Below are 16,553 nucleotides of genomic sequence, written 5' to 3' on the forward strand. Positions count from 1 at the left end.
CATGCCCGTGCAGATCCAGTCCGCGAGGCTCGCGCCCGCATCGGAGAGTCTCGCCCGCCTGTCGGCCCGCGACCTGCTCGACGGCTACGGCGCCGGCCGCTTCACGCCGCGCGACGTGATCGACGAGGTGATCGCGGCGCTGCAGGCCATTGACCGACTCTGCAACGTTGTCGTGACGGACATGTACGAGAGCGCGCGGGCGGAGGCGGATCGCGCCACGGCAGCCTGGCGCAGCGGCGGCGCCAGGGGAGCGCTCGCGGGCGTGCCGGTTACGATCAAGGACCTGATCTACGTCGCCGGCGTGCCGGCCAAGGGCGGGGCGCCGATGAATGCCGCCTTCGTGCCGGAGGTGGATGCCGCAGTGGTGTCGGCACTGCGTGCGGCAGGCGCCATCCTCACCTGCAAGACCACGACCTGCGAATCGGGTTACAAGCTCACGGCCGACAGCCCGGTCTCCGGCATCACCCGCAATCCCTGGCATCGCGATCGCACCAGCGGCGGCTCGAGCGGCGGTGCCGCCGCCGCCGTTGCGGCCGCTTGTGGTCCGCTGGCGGTCGGCACCGACGGTGTCGGTTCGATCCGCGTGCCATCGTCCTTCTGCGGCGTGTTCGGTCTCAAGCCGACCTTCGGACTGGTGCCGCGCTCACCCGGCTTCTTCCCGCCGTCCTGGGCATCGCTGGCCCATACCGGACCGATCGCGCGCACGGTCGGGGACGCCGCCCTGTTGCTGGGCGTCATCGCCGCGCCCGACGCGCGGGACCCCGGCAACGTACCGGTCGCCGCCGGGCCGTTCGCGCCCGACCCGGCGTTGCCGCGAGGCCTGAAGATCGCGTTCAGCCCCGACCTCGGCTTCGCGCCCGTTCAGCCCGGGGTACGGGCGGCCTTCGAGCGCGCCGTGGAGACGCTGCGCGGGCTGGGAGCGGCGATGGTCGAGGATCATCCCGGGCTCGATCCGGACATCCTGGAAACCGTGCTCAAGCCGATTGCCTTCAGCGAGCAGGCCGGTGCCGTGGCGCACTGTCCACCCTCGGCCCTGAGGGAGTCGGAGGCGGACTATCTAGAGGTCGTCGCCCAGGGGCGCCGCTACTCCGCCGTCGACTATGTCGCCGCCAGCCATCGGCGGGCGCAGTTGCGGGGCCGTTTCCTCGATCTCTTCCGTCGCGCCGACGTCCTCGTGACGCCGACCGTCGCCACCACGGCCTTTGCTGCTGGCACGATCGGCGTCAGCGAGATCGATGGGCGTGCGGTGGACCCCCATCTCGGCTGGTCGCCCTTCACCTGGCCGATCAACCTCGCCGGGTTGCCCGCGGCCACCATCCCCTGCGGTTTCGATCGTGACGGCCTGCCGGTCGGGTTGCAGATCGTGGTGCCGTGGTTCAAGGAAAACCTGCTGCTGTCCGTCGCCGCAGCCTTCGAACGCGCCGCGCCCTGGGCGGCTACGTGGCCAACCCTATCGGTATGAGTTCGCCCGGCTCGGCGAGCGGCCCCGGATTCTGTTCGGCGGCCGACGTCCAGCGACGGTCGAGGTATTCGCTGAGATAGGCGTGCAGCGCCGTGGCGGCGGCTGAGATCGAGCCCGACGCCTTGTACAATAGCAGATCCACCTTCGGCAGCGCCGGAAATCCCTCGGCCGGCCCGAGCTCGCGCATGCCGGGTACCAGGGCGCTGCGGCCCAGCACCGTCACCGCCATGCCGGCGAATACCGCGGCCTGGAGCCCACCCACGCTTTCGCTCACGCAGGCAATGCGCCACCTCTTGCCGCTGCGCTCGAGATGCTCGATCGCATGGTCACGGTAGATGTTTCCCGGCGGCAGGAGCGCGAGCGGGATCGGCTCTTCGAGATGCGCCCGCGACTTTTCGCCGACCATCCAGACGAGTTGTTCCTGGCACACGACCTGACCGCCGACGAAGTCGTTCATCCGCGTGACGAGGGCGATATCGACGTCGCCGCGCTGGACCAGCGCAACCAGCGGCGTGGAAAGCGAACAGCGCAGTTCCACCTTGATGCCCGGGAAGGCCGTCTTGAACACGCCGAGGATGCCGGGCAGCACATAGGCTGCATAGAGATCGGGCGTCCCGAGGACGACGTTGCCCTCGATCTCCGTCGAGCAAAGACGGGACAGAAGCTCGTCGTGCAGCCGCAGGATCGACCGGGCGTAGGTCAGCACCGTGTCGCCGTCGGAGGTCAGTCCCATTCGCCGTCCTTCGTGCGAGAATAGAACCTTGCCGCTGAGTTCTTCCAGTTTCTGCAATTGCAGGCTGATGGCAGGCTGCGTCCGGCCCAGCCGCCGCGCTGTCTCGGTGATGCTACCGGTCTCGACCGCCATCACCAGCGACCGTAACATCCGGATGTCCAAGCTGATCGAATTCATGATCCACCGGGCAGCCATTGCGATTGCCAGTGAGTCACGCAAGTTCCATGCCGCGTCGGGTACGGCGCTCGGCCTCCGGCCGACCGTCTCACCGTCTCAAACCCGGGGCGGTGAGACGCTGAGACGGTGCGGGGAAGCCGGGGAGTCCGGATCAGCGCCGGCCCTTGCCGACCGACTTGCGGCCCGCGGCCGACTTCGCCGGTTTGCTGCGCGGCTGGGGAGCGGGGGCAGGCGAGAGCATGCGGCGGACCGCAGCATGGATTCCGGGATTGAGCTTTTCGGCAACAGGCTTGGCCATGACGACACCATGTAAGAGAGAGCCGCCTTATAACGCTGCTTTTTTCATTTGTGGATGCGCACCGCGATCCCTTGTCAAAAAAAGTTGGTGCGGCAGCATCCCGAACGGCGGCCTCGAACGCCGCGCTTCGATCAGGTCCGGGAGCCATTCTTCGTCTTGATCGTGTCATCGGCTCCGGCGAAGAGTTCGTATGGCTGGTCCCGGGCCGTGGCCTTCACTAGGGTCGACAGCAGAACGAACGAACAAAAGGTGCAGAGAGATGTCCAAGACTCCGACGGTCAGTGAATATGTGATGCAGCGGCTGGCCGATCTCGGCATCGACCGTGTGTTCGGCGTGCCCGGCGACTATTCGTTCCCGATCGACGATGCGATCGAAACCACCCCGGGCCTCGAGTGGGTCGTGTGCGCCAACGAACTCAACGCCGCCTATGCCGCCGATGGCTATGCCCGCCGGCGCGGCGCCGCCATCCTGACCACGACCTACGGCGTCGGCGAACTGAGCGCCATCAACGGCGTCATGGGCGCCCGCGCCCATTCGCTGCCGGTGTTCCATGTCGTCGGCCAGCCCAGCCTGCGCATCCAGAAGCGTCGCCTGGTCACGCACCACACGCTGGGCGACGGCACCTACGGTAACTTCATCCCGCTCTCGGCCGCGACGGCCTGCGTCTATGCCCAGCTGACGCCCGACAATGCCATCGCCGAGATGGAACGCGTGATTGCCGAGGCGCTGCGCCAGAGTGCGCCGGCCTACATCACCATTCCCCAGGATCTGCAATGCATGCCGGTGGTCGGCACGCCCCTCAAGGGCCAGCCGTTGGCCAGCCTGAAGCGCCATGCCAGCGCTCCGGCCGAGATCGAGGGCGCGCTGGCCGCGGTGCTCGGCCGGCTCAAGCAGGCCAAGCGGCCGGTGCTGCTGCCCACGGCAATCATCGCCCGCTACGGGCTGCAGGCGAAGGTGACGGCGCTGCTGGACCGCACCCGCATCCCCTTCGCCCTGTCGCCGATGGACAAGGGCGTGCTGGACGAATCGCACCCGGGCTATCTCGGCCTCTATGCCGGCGAGGCCTCGGCCCCGGCAGCGGTGCGGCAGGCGGTCGAGGAGGCCGACCTGATCCTCGATCTCGGAGGCCTCGTGTTCGAGGACCTCAACACCGGCTACTGGAGCGATCGCCTCGGTGACGATCGACTGGTCACGCTGGGCACGAATTTCGTGCATGTCGGCGACAAGCTGTTCACCGCCGCGACGCTGACCGACATGGTCGAGGGGCTGCTGGCCGGCGCTCCGGTGTTCGACAAGCCGGCGCTGCCGGAGAAGACGCCGGCGGACCTGGTCGGCGCGCCCGACGACCGTCTCGGTTCAGCCTCGTTCTATCCGCGCCTGCAGCGCCTGCTGCGCTCCGGCGACGTGCTGGTGATCGAGACCGGCACCGCCTCGGCGATCCTGCCGAAGCTGGTGCTGCCGGCCGGCGTCTCGTGCGAGTCCCAGACGCTGTGGGGCTCGATCGGCTGGGCCACGCCCGCCACCCTGGGCGTCGCCCTGGCCGATCCGTCGCGCCGGGCCGTGCTGGTGACCGGTGACGGCGCCCACCAGCTCACCGCCAACGACATCGGCGTGATGGGCCGCTACGGCATCAAGCCGCTGATCTTCGTGCTGAACAACGGCCTCTACGGCGTCGAGGACGTGCTGAGCGAGCGCGGCCACGTCTATGACGACATCGCGCCCTGGAATTATCACGCCCTCCCGGCGGCGATGGGCTGCAAGGGCTGGTTCACCGCCCGCGTCGCCACCGTGGCCGAGCTCGACCAGGCCATCGCCACGGCCCAGACCCATGACGGCGGCTGCTACATCGAGGTCATGATCCCCGAGACCGAGAGCCAGCCCCTGCCGCGAGCCATGATCGACCGCATCTACAAGGCCCCGACGCCGCGCTGACCGCAGGCTGCGACCGTCTCACCGTCTCACGCCTTAGGGATTGAGACGGTGAGACGGGCGCTGCGTTCACTCCGTGGGCACCAGCGTCACGGCGACGCCGTAGGTGTGGGCGTCGCCGCCGAGGATGACGCCTCTCAGCGGGCTCACATCGGAGAAGTCGCGGCCCCAGGCGACGGCCACATGGTCTTCGCTCGCGACCAGGTCGTTGGTGGGATCGAGATGGATCCAGTTCGCGCCCGGACCGCACCACACCGCGACCCAGGCATGGCTGGCATCGGCGCCGCGCAGCGCCATTTCCTCGCGCGAATGCACGGTGCGGATATAGCCTGACACGTAGGCGGCCGCGACGCCATGGGCGCGGCAGGCCGCGATCATGACATGGGCGAAGTCCTGGCAGACGCCGGCCTTGCCGCGGAACACGTCGGCCAGCGGCGTCGAGATGTCGGTGGCGCCGGGATTGTACTGGAAGTCGGCCTTGATGCGCCGGCACAGGTCGCGCGCCACCGTCAGGATCGGCCGGCCAGGGCTGAAGGAGGCGGCACCATAGTCGCGCAGCGCCTCGTCGATCGGCACCAATGGCGACTCGTGCACGAACTCGCAGGCTTCGATGGCATCGGGGAAACCGTTGCCGGCGAGCTGGGTGCGGATCTCCTCCCAGGCCGGCGTATTGCCATCGTCGGGCGGCGCCGGGAAGCGCACGTCGATCGCCGCGCGCACCTCGATATCGAAGCGCTGATGCGGCTGGTCGATTCGATAGATGTCGATGTGATTGCCGAAGTAATCGAGATGATGCACGGCCAGCGCCGGCGCCGGATGGGTGACGATCGACAGCGATGTCACCCTCTGTCCGGGGAATTCGCGCGCCCGCAGATGGGCGATGTGATGCGCCGAGTCGACGCTCGAGGCGTAGCTGTAGGAGGTGCGGTGGGACAGGAGGTATTGCATCGAGGTCTCGGCTTTCCGTCTCCGCTCATCGTCCCATGGAGCCCACGGCCTGCGCCGCCGGCACGTGGCTGAAATAGGCGCGGGTGATGGCCTCCGAGAGGTCGTCGAGCCGACGTTCGGCGTCCTCGACCATCTCGCGCAGCACCGCCAGCGCCAGCCCCTCGTGCCGCCAGCTCCGTTCCTCGCCGCCGAACATTTGCACCATGCGCTCGAAGTCGATGTCGAGCTCGTGCAGCGTATCGGGCACGCGCGTGCCGGAGGCCTGGCCCAGCCGTTCGAGATGGCCGCGGATCGACCGCAGCTGGAAGGCCAGGGCGCGCGGATTGCTGTCGTCCAGCATCACGAGGTCGAGCACCGGCGCGGGCTGGAGCTGGCCGAGATAGCGGGTGCGATAGGTGATGGTGCTGTCGCACAGCTCGAGCGCCAGCCGCATCGCCGCATCCCAGTCGATCGGCGACTGGCGGAACGGCCCCAGCGCCGAGCCGAGGATGAATTGCGAGCGCTCGATGCGCCGGCCGAGATCGAGGAACTGCCAGCCGGTGCCACGCGTCATGTTCTCCTGCGCCAATCCCGACAGGGTGGCGACGAAGCGCACCAGCTCATCCAGCGCCGCCAGCAGCGGATCGAGGGCGCCGCGGGCCGACAGAAGCTGTTCGCGCACATCGGCCATCAGCGGACCGACGGCGGCGGTCATGTCGGCCGAGAAGCGATCGCGCAGCGTGTCGGTGAGGCGCTGGATGGCGTCGAGCACGGCAACCAGGCCGCGCCGGTCCGAGGCCACGGCGGCAAGGCCCTGCTGGAAGGCCGCGCTCTCCGGCATGGCCAGCGCGGCGGTGGTGGGCATCAGGTTGGCGCGGTCGATCAGGCGGCCGAGCTGCCGCAGTTCCGACGATTCCCTGGGACCGATCACGCCCTGGGCCACGCGCGTCACGGCGGTGCGCAGCAGGCGGGCATCGTTGTCGAGCCGCTCGATGTAGCGGCCGAACCAGTACAGGTTGTCGGCGACGCGGCTTTGCAGGTCGGCGCCGCCGCGTTCGACGCTGAGCTGATGGAAGCGTCGCGAGGAAGGGAGCTGGACGTCGGCGGCATCCTCAGCCAGCACCCATACGTCCTTCAGCGTGCCGTTCAGCCGGCCGAGCGAGCGCAGCGCCGTGTCGCCGGCCGGTTCGCGCGCCAGCCCGCCCGGCATCACGCGATAGGACCGGCCCTCGGCGATCAGGAAGCAGCGCAGCACGACGGCGGCCGGCGCCAGCGTCTCGCCATCCCACTTGGGGCTGAGCGACGGGGTGATGGGATACTGCGCCACGAACTGGCCGGGTTGGGCCGCCATGCGCTTGACCAGCGCCTCGCGATCGGCGGGATCGAGCATGCCGACCACGATCGGCTCGCGATCGCTGCCCAGGCAGGGACGGACGATCATCGAATCGAGATGGGCCATGGCGAAGGCATAGGCGGTGGGTTCGCCCAGCCACCAGACATCGAGCGAGGGAAGCTGCAGCGGCTGATCGAGCAGCCGCTGGCACAGCCGTTCCAGGAACGGCATCAGCGCCGGCGTCTCCACGAGGCCCGAGCCTAGCGCGTTGGCGAGCGCGATCTTTCCGGTGCGCGTGGCCTCGACCAGCCCGGTCACGCCGAGCGCCGAATCGGCGCGCAGCTCGAGTGGATCGGCGAAGGAGCTGTCGAGCCGGCGCAACAGCATGTGCACCGGCCGCAGTCCGGCCAGGGTCTTGATCGACACGTCGCCGTTGCGCGCGACGAGATCGCCGCCTTCGACCAGCGGCACGCCGAGTGCGCGCGACAAATAGACATGCTCGAAGTAGGTCGCCGAAAGCGAGCCTGGCGTGAGCACCGCTACATTGGGCCGCTCGATCTCGGGCGGCGCCATCGCCGCCAGCGAATCGTTCCAGCGATCGACGAAGGGGCGCAGATGGCGAACCGGAATGGCACGGAAAGCCTCGGGCAGGGCGCGGGCCTGCACGCGGCGGATCTCCAGGGCATAACCTACGCCCGACGGCACCTCGGTATGATCGGCCAGCACGTGCCAGGTGCCGTCGCCGAGGCGCACGAGGTCGACGGCATACTGGCCGAGATGGCGCTGCGGCGGCTTGCCGTCGGTGACCTTGCAGGACCGCAGGAAGTGCCGGTTGGCATGGACCAGCATCGGCGGCACCAGATGCTCGTCCAGGAGCTTCTGCGGGCCATAGACGTCGGCCAGCACCGCATCGAGCAGCCAGGCGCGCTGGATCAGGCCGCGTTCGATGGTCTGCCATTCGTCAGGCGTGATGACGAACGGCAACGGGTCGAAGCTCCAGCTCGGTGCGCCGCGATCGTTCAGAAGATTCACGGTCGCGCCCGATTCCTCGAGCTGCCGCTGGGCGCTTTCCAGGCGTTCGCGCACGCCGCCACCCGGCAACGAGCGGATGACGCTTAAAATGCCCTGCCAATGATAGCGGATCGACTTCTGGCCGGTGACCAGTTCGTCGTAGGCGCTAGCCGGCGTGGAGGAAAGGCCGCGCAACGACTCCATGGGCCCGCAGGAAAGTGGACGATACGAGGCGGGCAAATTCGCATGGGGCGGCGCCCGGGTCTACCCACCGCTACAGGCTCTCTCTTGTCTCTTCGTCACCCGAGCGGAGCTGCCCGAAGACTGGCCGAAGGGCGCTCGGGACGACCGGAATCAGCGCCATAGGCGGAGAAGCGAGGGTAAGGGGCGTCAACGGCTCGCGGCCTGGTCCTCTCGGCCGTGACAAAGATCCTTCACGATCGACGCAGGTCGAGCGTCAGGGGATGTTCGGGATTGTCGATGACGGCGGGTTCCGGTGCCGGACCGGCGGTGTGGCCGATCGGGAAGAAGCGGGCGCGGCGACGGGCCTCCGCCTCGTTGGCATTCACCGGGACGCGATCGTAGCTTCGACCGCCCGGATGGGACACGTGATAGGTGCAGCCGCCGATCGAGCGCCCGTTCCAGCTATCGTGGATGTCGAAGATCAGCGGCGCATGCACGCCGATCGTGGGATGCAGCGCATTGGCCGGCTGCCAGGCGCGATAGCGCACGCCGGCGACATATTCCCCGGCATTGCCGGTCGCATGCAGCGGCAGGCGATAGCCGTTGCAGGCCACGATGTGGCGCGCATCGTTCAGGCCCTCGACCTTGACCTGCAGCCGCTCGACCGAGCTGTCGACATAGCGCACGGTGCCGCCGCCGCCCGGCTCTTCGCCCAGCACATGCCAGGGTTCGAGCGCGTGGCGCAGTTCCAGTTCGATGCCGCGCTGGGCGATCTCGCCGATCAGCGGAAAGCGGAACTCGAAATGCGGCGCGAACCACTCCGGCGCGAAGCGATAGCCGGCGGCGGCAAGATCCTCGAGCACGTCCTTGAAATCCTGCCAGACGAAGTGCGGCAGCATGAAATCATCGTGCAGGCGCGTGCCCCAACGGCTCAATCGCCGCTCATAGGGACGCTCCCAGAAATTCGCGACGAGGCCGCGCAACAAGGCCTGCTGCGCCACGCTCATGCGCCAGTGCGGCGGCATCTCGAAGGCGCGCATCTCCAGCAGCCCGCGGCGACCGGCGGCGGTGTCCGGCGTGAACAGCTTGTCGATGCAGAACTCGGTGCGGTGCGCGTTGCCTGTGGCGTCGACCAGCAGGTTGCGGAAGATGCGATCCACCAGCCAGGGCGGCGTCTGCCGGCCCGGCTCGATCTGGCGGAAGGCGATCTCGAGCTCGTGCAGGGCGTCGTTGCGCGCTTCGTCGATGCGCGGGTGCTGGCTGGTGGGGCCGATGAACAGTCCGGAGAACAGATAGGACAGTGACGGATGGTTGAGCCAGTAGCCCAACAGGCTCTTCAATAGATCGGGGCGCCGCAGCAGCGGCGATTCGGCGGCCGACGGACCGCCCAGCGTCACGTGATTGCCGCCGCCCGTACCGGTGTGACGGCCGTCGATCATGAATTTCTGCGTGCCGAGCCGCGTGTTGCGGGCCTCCTCGTAGACGATCTCGGTCTTGTCGACGATCTCGCGCCAGTCGGTGGAGGGATGGATGTTGACCTCGATCACGCCGGGATCGGGCGTGACGCTGAAATGCTGGAGCCGGGAATCGCCGCCGGGCGGCGGATAGCCCTCGATGAAGACGGGCTGGCCGAGTTCCTCGGCCGTATCCTCGACCGCGGCGACCAGCTCGAGATAGTCCTCGCTGCGTTCGGTCGGCGGCATGAAGACGTACAGGTGGCCGTCGCGCGGCTCGAAGGCCACGGCGGTTCGCACGATCCACGACGGCGAGGAGCCGAGGCCAGGCTTCTGGGCGAGATCGGGCGCCAGTGCCCGCCGCCACGCCTCCCGGCGCGCCGCCTCGCCCTGGAGGCCATCCTTTTCGTCAGCGGGGACGCCCTGTTGCTGGCGGCGCAGGATCGGTGCGCGGCGGAAGGCATCGATCGGCGGCAGGGCTGGATGGCTGATCATCGGGTCGGGCTCGGCGATGAAGCCGGCATCGGCGGGCGCCGCCCAAGGCAGCGAATCGAGTGGCAGGCGATAGCCGATCGGCGAATCGCCCGGGATCAGGTAGCACTTCTCGGAGCGCAGGAACCACGGCCCGCTGCGCCAACGGCCGCGTCCATTGTATTCCCGGACGATCGGCAGCACCGTACCGACCGGCGTTTCGAGCCCCTGCTCGAAGACCCGCGCGATGCGCTCGCGCTCGAGCGGATCGCTGGCCTTGTTCTCGTCGACGGCGACGTTGCTGGGCAGACGACGTTCCCGCCACAAGTAATACCAAGTGTCCTCGAAGGCCTGGAACAGATAGCTGGGGTCGAGCTGCAGCCGCTCGGCGAAGGCGGCGGCGAAGCGATGGGCGATGTCGGCGTCGGCGGCCGTCGGCTTGTCCTCGATCGCGGTCAGTCCGGGATCGCGCCAGATCGGCTCGCCATCCTTGCGCCAGTGGCAGGTCAAGGCCCAGCGCGGCAGCTGTTCGCCGGGATACCACTTGCCTTGGCCGAAATGCAGCAACGGTCCGGTGGCGAAGCGCTTGGCCAGGCGACGGAACAGCAGGCCGGCGCGGCGACGCTTTTCCGGCCCGAGGGCGAGCGTGTTCCACTCCGCGCCATCCATGTCGTCGATCGAGACGAAGGTCGGCTCGCCGCCCATGGTGAGGTTGAGATCGGACGTGGCGATGGCGCGCTCGATCGTCTCGCCGACGCCCAGCAGCGTGTTCCACTGCTCCTCGGTGTAGGGCTTGGTGCTGCGCGGCGTCTCGCGCACGCGCGTCACCTTCATGTCGTAGGAGAAGGTGACTTCGCTCTCGTCGACGGCACCCTCGATCGGCGCGGCGCTGGACGGCTCGGGTGTGCAGGCGAGCGGAATATGGCCTTCGCCGGTCAGCAGGCCGGAGGTCGGATCGAGGCCGATCCAACCCGCGCCCGGCAGATAGACTTCGCACCAGGCATGGAGGTCGGTGAAATCGTGCGTCGGCCCCTCAGGGCCCTCCAGTGGCTTCTCGTCGGGCGTCAGCTGGATCAGATAACCCGAGGCGAAGCGCGCCGCGAAGCCGAGATGGCGCAGGATCATGACCAGCAGCCAGGCCGAATCGCGGCACGATCCCTTGGCGCGTTCGAGAGTCTGCTCGCAACTTTGCACGCCCGGCTCGAGGCGGATGACGTAGCCGATTTCCTTCTGCAATCGGCTATTCAGCCCGACCAGGAAATCGACCGTGCGCTGCTTGCTGCGATCGACTGTCTGCAGCCACTGGCTCAGCAGAGGACCGAGCGGCTCGAGCTTGCGGAACGGCGCAATCTCTTCGGCCAGCGAGGCGTCATAGGCGAAGGGCCAATGTTCGGCCTGCGGTTCGAGGAAGAAGTCGAAGGGGTTGATCACCGACATATCGGCGACCAGATCGACCGTGACCTGGAACCGGGTCGTCCGTTCCGGGAAGACGAGCCGCGCCAGGTGATTGCCCTGCGGATCCTGCTGCCAGTTGAGGAAGTGATTCTTGGGCTCGATCTTGAGGGAATAGGACAGGACCGGCGTGCGGCTATGCGGCGCCGGCCTCAACCGAACGACCTGTGGCCCCAGCAACACCGGGCGGTCGTAGACGTAGGTCGTCTGATGATGCAGCGCGACGTGGATGCTCATGCCCGCCCTTGTCCGTTCCGCTCTTCAATTACACTTAGCAAGTGACATGCCAGCGTCAAACGTCTTGAGTCGTGCCCATGACTGACCTGTTTGATCTCACTGGAAAAGTCGCCCTCGTGACTGGTGGCAGCCGCGGCCTCGGTTACCAAATGGTGAAGGCCTTCGCCGCGAATGGGGCGGACGTGTTCATCACCAGCCGCAAGATCGAGGCCTGCGAGAAGGTCGCGGCCGAGGTGCGGGCGCTCGGGCGCAAGGCAGTGACCCATGCCTGCAACGTCGCCAACTGGCAGGAGCTCGACGGCCTGGTCGAGGCGGCCTACGCGGCCTTCGGCAAGGTCGACATCCTGGTGAACAATGCCGGCTCGTCGCCGCTCGCGCCGTCGTCGCTGGAAACCTCCGAACAGTTGTTCGATCGCATCGTGTCGCTGAACTTCAAGGCACCGTTCCGCCTGATGTCGCTGGTGGGCAGCCGCATGGCGGCCGGCGGCGGCGGTTCGATCATCAATATCTCGAGTGCCGGTGCCTTGCGGCCACGGCCGCAGATCGCCCCCTATGCCGGGGCCAAGGCGGCCCTCAATGCCATCACCGAGGCTTTTGCCTTCGAATATGGGCCCAAGGTCCGCGTCAACACGATCTCGCCGGGCCGGTTCCTGACGGATGTCAGCAAGGCCTGGAGCGAGGAGCACAAGCTCAACAGCACCGCTGCCCTGCAGCGCAGCGGCCGGCCGGAGGAAATCGTCACGGCCGCGCTCTATCTCGCCTCGCCGAGATCGAGCTTCACCACCGGATCGGTCGTGCGTGTCGATGGAGGAATCGCCTGATGAAGATGAAAGCTGGAGTTCTGACCGTGTGCGGTGCGCCGCGCCCGTATGCCAAAAGCAGGCCGATCCACATCCTCGAGGTCGATCTCGATCCGCCGGGCGAGGGCGAGGTGTTGGTCAAGGTGGGCGGCGGCGGCCTGTGCCACTCCGACCTGTCGCTGATCAACGGCGACCGGCCACGGCCGACGCCGATCGTGCTGGGCCATGAAGGCGCCGGCGAGATCGTCGAGGTCGGCGCCGGCGTGCACGACGTGAAACCGGGCGACCACGTGTGCTTCACCTTCAATGTGAGTTGCGGTCGTTGCCGCCGTTGCCTGGAAGGCCGGCCTTATATCTGCGAGCGCTCGGTGGCGCCGCGCGCCGCCGGCCAGCTGCTGAGCGGCCATCATCGACTGCACTACGATGGCAAGCCGGTGAACCATCAGTCCGGTGTGTCGTGCTATGCCGAATATGCGGTGGTCGATCGCGGCTCGCTGGTGGTGATCGACAGGAGCCTGCCACTCGATATCGCGGCGCTGTTCGGCTGTGCCGTCGTGACCGGCGTGGGCGCCGTTGTGAATACGGCGCAGATCCGCCCGGGCAGCACGGTCGCGATCGTCGGCTTGGGCGGCGTCGGCCTCAGCGGGCTGCTCGGCGCCGTGTTGGCGGGCGCCAGCCGCATCGTGGCGATCGACCTGTTCGACGAGAAGCTGGGCTTGGCGCGCCAGCTTGGCGCCACCGATACGGTGAACGCCAAGGATGCCGATCATGTAACGCAGGTGCGCGATCTCACCGACGGCGGCGTCGACTATGCCTTCGATCTTGCCGGCGCCATCAAGGCGATGGAAACGGCCTATCTGGTGACGCGTTGGGGCGGCACGACGGTATCGGCCGGCCTGTCGCCGATCGCGGCCGACTTCGCCTTCAAGCAGAGCGGCCTCGTCAGCGAGGAGAAGACCATCAAGGGCAGCTACATGGGCAGTTGCGTGCCCGTGCGCGACATTCCCCGCTTCATCTCGCTCTATCAGCAGGGCAAGCTGCCGGTCGACCGCATGATGAGCAAGCGCATCGGGTTCGACGAGTTGAACGAGGGCTTCGACCGTTTGCAGGACGTCGCCACGGTTCGCCAGGTTCTGGTGCCGCACGCCTGAGGTCCGGCTCTCGTCTCACCGTCTCACACCCTTGGGATTGAGACGGTGAGACGCCGTCGTTGACGCTAGAAGAACACCGGCAGGTCGAGCGAATCGCTCTTGCGGCCCGGCGGCTCGATATCCGGCGTCGCATACTGGATGAAGCTCTCGGGCAGCGGCGCGCCCCAGTAGGTGCCGCTGCCACGCTCCTCTTCGTTCCAGGTCACTGGCCGCCAGTCAGGTGCGAGCACGAGGTACGAGCCGGAATAGATCTCCACCCGATTGCCGCCCGGCTCGTAGGAATAGAGATAGAAGCCTTGCGAGTTGTTGTGCTTGGAGGGGCCGGCTTCGACGAAGATCGCGTTCTCGACCAGGATGTCCGCCGCACGCAGCACGTCCTCGCGATTATCGACCCACATCGAGATGTGATGCAGTCGTCCATGACCGCCTTTGACGTCGGCGACATAGGCGAGCTGGTGATGAATGGCGTTGGGGCTCATCCACGAGCCGATCTCGCGCTTTCCCTGCTCGAACAGGACCTGCTCCCGAAGCTGGAAGCCCAGCGTGCTCTCGGCGAAACGGCGATTGCGGCCGACATCGGCGGCGAGCAGGGCGAGATGATCGGTGCGACGTACGCCGACGCCCCGGCCGGTATATTTCTGCGGCTGATTCTTGAGAGCGGACCGTAATCTGGCGGGCGGATCATACTTCTGCTCCTCGAAGTAGAGCTCCATCAGGTGGCCGTCCGGGTCGCAGAAGCGGAACGACCTGCCGCGTCCGAAATCCCCATTGGTCCAGCCGATCGCCAATCCATCGGCAGTGATTGCCTCGGCGCGGCGCTCCAGCGCCTGTGGACTCACCGTCCGCCAGGCAATGCAGCCGACGCCGGGCCGATCGGCCGATGTCAGCTTCAGCGTGCTGACCGAATGGTCGCCCCAGCCGCGCAGATAGGCCGAACTGCCGTTCCGGTGGACGACCTCCATTCCCAGAAGATCGTGAAAGTACCAGAGGCTCCGCTCGAAGCGAGGTGTGAAGAGTTCGATCCCGCCGAGATGGGCGATGTCGTGCAATGGCTCCGCGAAGGACATGGTAAAGAATGGAGAGCGTCCGCTGCCGACCGCTTTGATCTTGATCAAGGAAGCTGAAATGTTCGCCGTGATGAGCAATGTCGGAATGATCGCCAACTTCGCGCTCGCGACCTTCATGGTCGGGCTGACGGTGACGATCCACTTTGGAGGCCTGCTGGCCCTGCTTTGGATCCTGCGAGAACGCGGTCACCGCTTCCGCCCTCATGAGGGCGCCGCCGGCCAGGGAGCGGTCATTCTGTTCGTCGTGCTGGGGCTCGTGGCCATCCATACCATCGAGATCTGGCTCTATGCCGTGGCCTATCTGCTGGTCGGAGGCCTGCCCGATTTCGAGACGGCGCTGTATTTCTCGACCACGAGCTTCACGACCCTGGGCTACGGCGACGTCGTGCTCGATCATCACTGGCGGCTGTTCGGCGCCATCGAGGGAGCGAACGGCCTGCTTCTGTTCGGGTGGTCGACGGCGTTCCTGTTCTCCGTCACGGCCCGCCTGCGAGCGCTGGAGCACAGCTGGCTGGAGCGGAACGAGGAGCGCTGACGGCGGACAAAGAAATGGCGGGCATCGGCCCGCCAAAGTGTCACCTCGCCAGCTTTTCCGGATTACGGACCGATATGGATGTTGAGGCCCGGCTCGCCGCCATAGATCACGGGCGGCGCGGCATATCCGTAATTATAGGGTGTACCGTACACGACCGGCGGCGGCTGATAGTTGTAGCGGTAGTAGGGATCGTGCTCGCGCTGTTCGTGTTGTTCATGCCAGGCATGCCAACGGTCGTCGTCGTGCCATTGACCGTCGCCCCACCAGCGGGCGTTCGCTTGCCCAGCCAGGCCGATCGTCGCCGTCACGGCCAGGACCAGGACTACTCCAAGTCGCGTTGTCATGATGCACCTCCAGGGTCGGTCAGCCTTGCGAACGGGTCTTCGCGTGCGGCGGCCCGAAATTCATGAAGACCTGGTCGGCATTCTTCTTCTGCGCGTCAGGCATGGAATTGTAGAGCGCGTCGAACGCCGGGATCAGGTTCTTCAGACCGTCGAGATGGGCCTGGGTGAAATCCCGATAGGTCTCCAGGTCCTGGACGGCGGTCATGTTTGGGTCCTTGGCGTGCTTCTCCTTGACCAGCTTGTCCATGGCGGCGGCGTTCTCCCGCATCGCCTGCGCCACGGCATTCCATTTGGGCTCCTGGTCGGGCGTGATCTTGAGCGCCGTCTTCAACTGCGTGATGCGCTGTTCCACGGTCTCCGGTTGGCTGCTGGTGGCCGCCTGGGCCGCCGGCGGCTTCGCGGTCGGGTTCTGGGCCATCGAGGCGCCGACGGGGACGACCGCCAACGCCATGCCAACCAACGAGACAGTCGCCAGCGTTCGCGGGTACGAGAATCGGACTGTCATGCTGTTCTCCTCACCTTGGTTTCCTGTTCCACACAGGCCATGCGGAGGGCCGTGCGGTCGGTCCAAGGAAAACGAATGGTGTTCGAGGCCGGTTGCTGCAGCGGGACGGGATGGCTGTGACCGGCTTGGGGCAATGAGCCGGCTGCGGAGGTCGCTTTCGAATTCCACTGCGACACGCTAAAGGAGGGCAATGGACCGTCGATGATGGTCACCGATCGGGGCGATCAATGCGTGTGCTTTTCTGGGTCTTCGGTTCTTTGGCGGCAGCCGTCATTTTGGCTGTAATGGCGGTGGCGCAACAGCAATCGCCTCTCATTCCGCCGTCGGCGCCGCTGATCGGGATCGATGCCAAGTCCGGCCTCAATTCATCGGGCGCCGCCCCGATTCCCGATGCCAAGGGGGGTGCCGGGCCGCAGCGTCCCGAGAAGGGCCGCAGTCTCGAGCCGCCCCGCCCGCCGGTTCAACCCAAGCCGGCGCAATAGG

The 16,553-nt window shown here is 66.9% G+C and carries 14 protein-coding genes; 6 read left to right on the top strand and 8 right to left on the bottom strand.

Annotation, left to right across the window (positions count from 1 at the left end):
* Nucleotide 1: 1 nt before the first annotated feature.
* On the top strand, nt 2–1,462 hold the full coding sequence (locus B5D62_RS18130) for an amidase (RefSeq protein ID WP_085935333.1): 1,461 nt from the start codon (nt 2–4) through the stop codon (nt 1,460–1,462).
* Here the strand turns inward: B5D62_RS18130 and B5D62_RS18135 are convergent.
* Both B5D62_RS18135 and B5D62_RS33435 read right to left on the bottom strand, forming a co-directional pair.
* Entirely contained in the window at nt 1,437–2,390 is a 954-nt protein-coding gene (locus B5D62_RS18135; protein ID WP_218191115.1) for a LysR substrate-binding domain-containing protein, read from the bottom strand. The genes B5D62_RS18130 and B5D62_RS18135 overlap by 26 nt on opposite strands.
* Nucleotides 2,391–2,523: 133 nt before the next feature.
* Complete coding sequence (locus tag B5D62_RS33435; RefSeq protein WP_170921004.1) at nt 2,524–2,670, bottom strand: hypothetical protein; 147 nt, start codon at nt 2,668–2,670, stop codon at nt 2,524–2,526.
* A gap of 259 nt (nt 2,671–2,929) precedes the next feature.
* On the opposite strand from B5D62_RS33435, the gene B5D62_RS18140 reads away from it, so the two are divergent.
* Nucleotides 2,930–4,603 (top strand): alpha-keto acid decarboxylase family protein, encoded by a 1,674-nt coding sequence (locus B5D62_RS18140; RefSeq protein WP_085935334.1) that lies wholly within the window; start codon nt 2,930–2,932, stop codon nt 4,601–4,603.
* Nucleotides 4,604–4,669: 66 nt separating this feature from the next.
* On the opposite strand, the gene B5D62_RS18145 is transcribed toward B5D62_RS18140, so the two are convergent.
* The 3 genes from B5D62_RS18145 to B5D62_RS18155 all read right to left on the bottom strand — a co-directional run bounded on the left by B5D62_RS18145 (nt 4,670) and on the right by B5D62_RS18155 (nt 11,668).
* A complete protein-coding gene (locus B5D62_RS18145) occupies nt 4,670–5,548 on the bottom strand; it encodes a transglutaminase family protein (RefSeq protein WP_085935335.1) in 879 nt (292 codons plus the stop codon).
* Between the two features lie 25 nt (nt 5,549–5,573).
* The gene (locus tag B5D62_RS18150; protein WP_085935336.1) at nt 5,574–8,075 is read right to left on the bottom strand and encodes a circularly permuted type 2 ATP-grasp protein; all 2,502 of its coding nucleotides are present in this window, start codon (nt 8,073–8,075) and stop codon (nt 5,574–5,576) included.
* Between the two features lie 230 nt (nt 8,076–8,305).
* Nucleotides 8,306–11,668 carry a transglutaminase family protein gene (locus B5D62_RS18155; protein WP_085935337.1) on the bottom strand — a complete coding sequence of 1,121 codons (3,363 nt, stop codon included), beginning with the start codon at nt 11,666–11,668 and terminating at the stop codon, nt 8,306–8,308.
* Nucleotides 11,669–11,745: 77 nt separating this feature from the next.
* Here B5D62_RS18155 and B5D62_RS18160 point away from each other — a divergent pair, with 77 nt between their 5' ends.
* Together B5D62_RS18160 and B5D62_RS18165 are read left to right on the top strand one after the other, a co-directional pair.
* Complete coding sequence (locus B5D62_RS18160; protein WP_085935338.1) at nt 11,746–12,489, top strand: SDR family NAD(P)-dependent oxidoreductase; 744 nt, start codon at nt 11,746–11,748, stop codon at nt 12,487–12,489.
* The gene (locus B5D62_RS18165; protein ID WP_085935339.1) at nt 12,489–13,619 is read left to right on the top strand and encodes a zinc-binding dehydrogenase; all 1,131 of its coding nucleotides are present in this window, start codon (nt 12,489–12,491) and stop codon (nt 13,617–13,619) included. Before B5D62_RS18160 ends, B5D62_RS18165 begins: the two co-directional genes overlap by 1 nt.
* A gap of 65 nt (nt 13,620–13,684) precedes the next feature.
* On the opposite strand, the gene B5D62_RS18170 is transcribed toward B5D62_RS18165, so the two are convergent.
* Complete coding sequence (locus B5D62_RS18170) at nt 13,685–14,734, bottom strand: VOC family protein (protein ID WP_218191116.1); 1,050 nt, start codon at nt 14,732–14,734, stop codon at nt 13,685–13,687.
* A 10-nt stretch (nt 14,735–14,744) separates the two neighbouring features.
* On the opposite strand from B5D62_RS18170, the gene B5D62_RS18175 reads away from it, so the two are divergent.
* Entirely contained in the window at nt 14,745–15,221 is a 477-nt protein-coding gene (locus B5D62_RS18175) for a potassium channel family protein (protein WP_218191117.1), read from the top strand.
* 62 nt (nt 15,222–15,283) lie between these two features.
* Here B5D62_RS18175 and B5D62_RS18180 read toward each other — a convergent pair whose 3' ends face one another.
* Both B5D62_RS18180 and B5D62_RS18185 read right to left on the bottom strand, forming a co-directional pair.
* Nucleotides 15,284–15,565: a hypothetical protein gene (locus tag B5D62_RS18180; protein WP_085935341.1), complete on the bottom strand. Its 282-nt coding sequence runs from the start codon at nt 15,563–15,565 to the stop codon at nt 15,284–15,286.
* A gap of 19 nt (nt 15,566–15,584) precedes the next feature.
* Entirely contained in the window at nt 15,585–16,070 is a 486-nt protein-coding gene (locus tag B5D62_RS18185) for a Spy/CpxP family protein refolding chaperone (RefSeq protein WP_085935342.1), read from the bottom strand.
* Nucleotides 16,071–16,297: 227 nt separating this feature from the next.
* Between B5D62_RS18185 and B5D62_RS18190 the strand changes: the two genes are divergently transcribed.
* Nucleotides 16,298–16,552 (top strand): hypothetical protein, encoded by a 255-nt coding sequence (locus tag B5D62_RS18190; RefSeq protein WP_085935343.1) that lies wholly within the window; start codon nt 16,298–16,300, stop codon nt 16,550–16,552.
* Nucleotide 16,553: the final 1 nt, after the last annotated feature.

Source organism: Enhydrobacter aerosaccus, assembly GCF_900167455.1.
Classification (GTDB): domain Bacteria; phylum Pseudomonadota; class Alphaproteobacteria; order Reyranellales; family Reyranellaceae; genus Reyranella; species Reyranella aerosaccus.

Excerpts from the sequence above, each read along its gene's own strand:
- B5D62_RS18130 (WP_085935333.1), top strand. The coding sequence starts at position 2 with ATGCCCGTGCAGATCCAGTCCGCGAGGCTCGCGCCCGCATCGGAGAGT.
- B5D62_RS18135 (WP_218191115.1), bottom strand. The coding sequence starts at position 2,390 with ATGGCTGCCCGGTGGATCATGAATTCGATCAGCTTGGACATCCGGATG.
- B5D62_RS33435 (WP_170921004.1), bottom strand. The coding sequence starts at position 2,670 with ATGGCCAAGCCTGTTGCCGAAAAGCTCAATCCCGGAATCCATGCTGCG.
- B5D62_RS18140 (WP_085935334.1), top strand. The coding sequence starts at position 2,930 with ATGTCCAAGACTCCGACGGTCAGTGAATATGTGATGCAGCGGCTGGCC.
- B5D62_RS18145 (WP_085935335.1), bottom strand. The coding sequence starts at position 5,548 with ATGCAATACCTCCTGTCCCACCGCACCTCCTACAGCTACGCCTCGAGC.
- B5D62_RS18150 (WP_085935336.1), bottom strand. The coding sequence starts at position 8,075 with ATGGAGTCGTTGCGCGGCCTTTCCTCCACGCCGGCTAGCGCCTACGAC.
- B5D62_RS18155 (WP_085935337.1), bottom strand. The coding sequence starts at position 11,668 with ATGAGCATCCACGTCGCGCTGCATCATCAGACGACCTACGTCTACGAC.
- B5D62_RS18160 (WP_085935338.1), top strand. The coding sequence starts at position 11,746 with ATGACTGACCTGTTTGATCTCACTGGAAAAGTCGCCCTCGTGACTGGT.
- B5D62_RS18165 (WP_085935339.1), top strand. The coding sequence starts at position 12,489 with ATGAAGATGAAAGCTGGAGTTCTGACCGTGTGCGGTGCGCCGCGCCCG.
- B5D62_RS18175 (WP_218191117.1), top strand. The coding sequence starts at position 14,745 with ATGTTCGCCGTGATGAGCAATGTCGGAATGATCGCCAACTTCGCGCTC.
- B5D62_RS18180 (WP_085935341.1), bottom strand. The coding sequence starts at position 15,565 with ATGACAACGCGACTTGGAGTAGTCCTGGTCCTGGCCGTGACGGCGACG.
- B5D62_RS18185 (WP_085935342.1), bottom strand. The coding sequence starts at position 16,070 with ATGACAGTCCGATTCTCGTACCCGCGAACGCTGGCGACTGTCTCGTTG.
- B5D62_RS18190 (WP_085935343.1), top strand. The coding sequence starts at position 16,298 with ATGCGTGTGCTTTTCTGGGTCTTCGGTTCTTTGGCGGCAGCCGTCATT.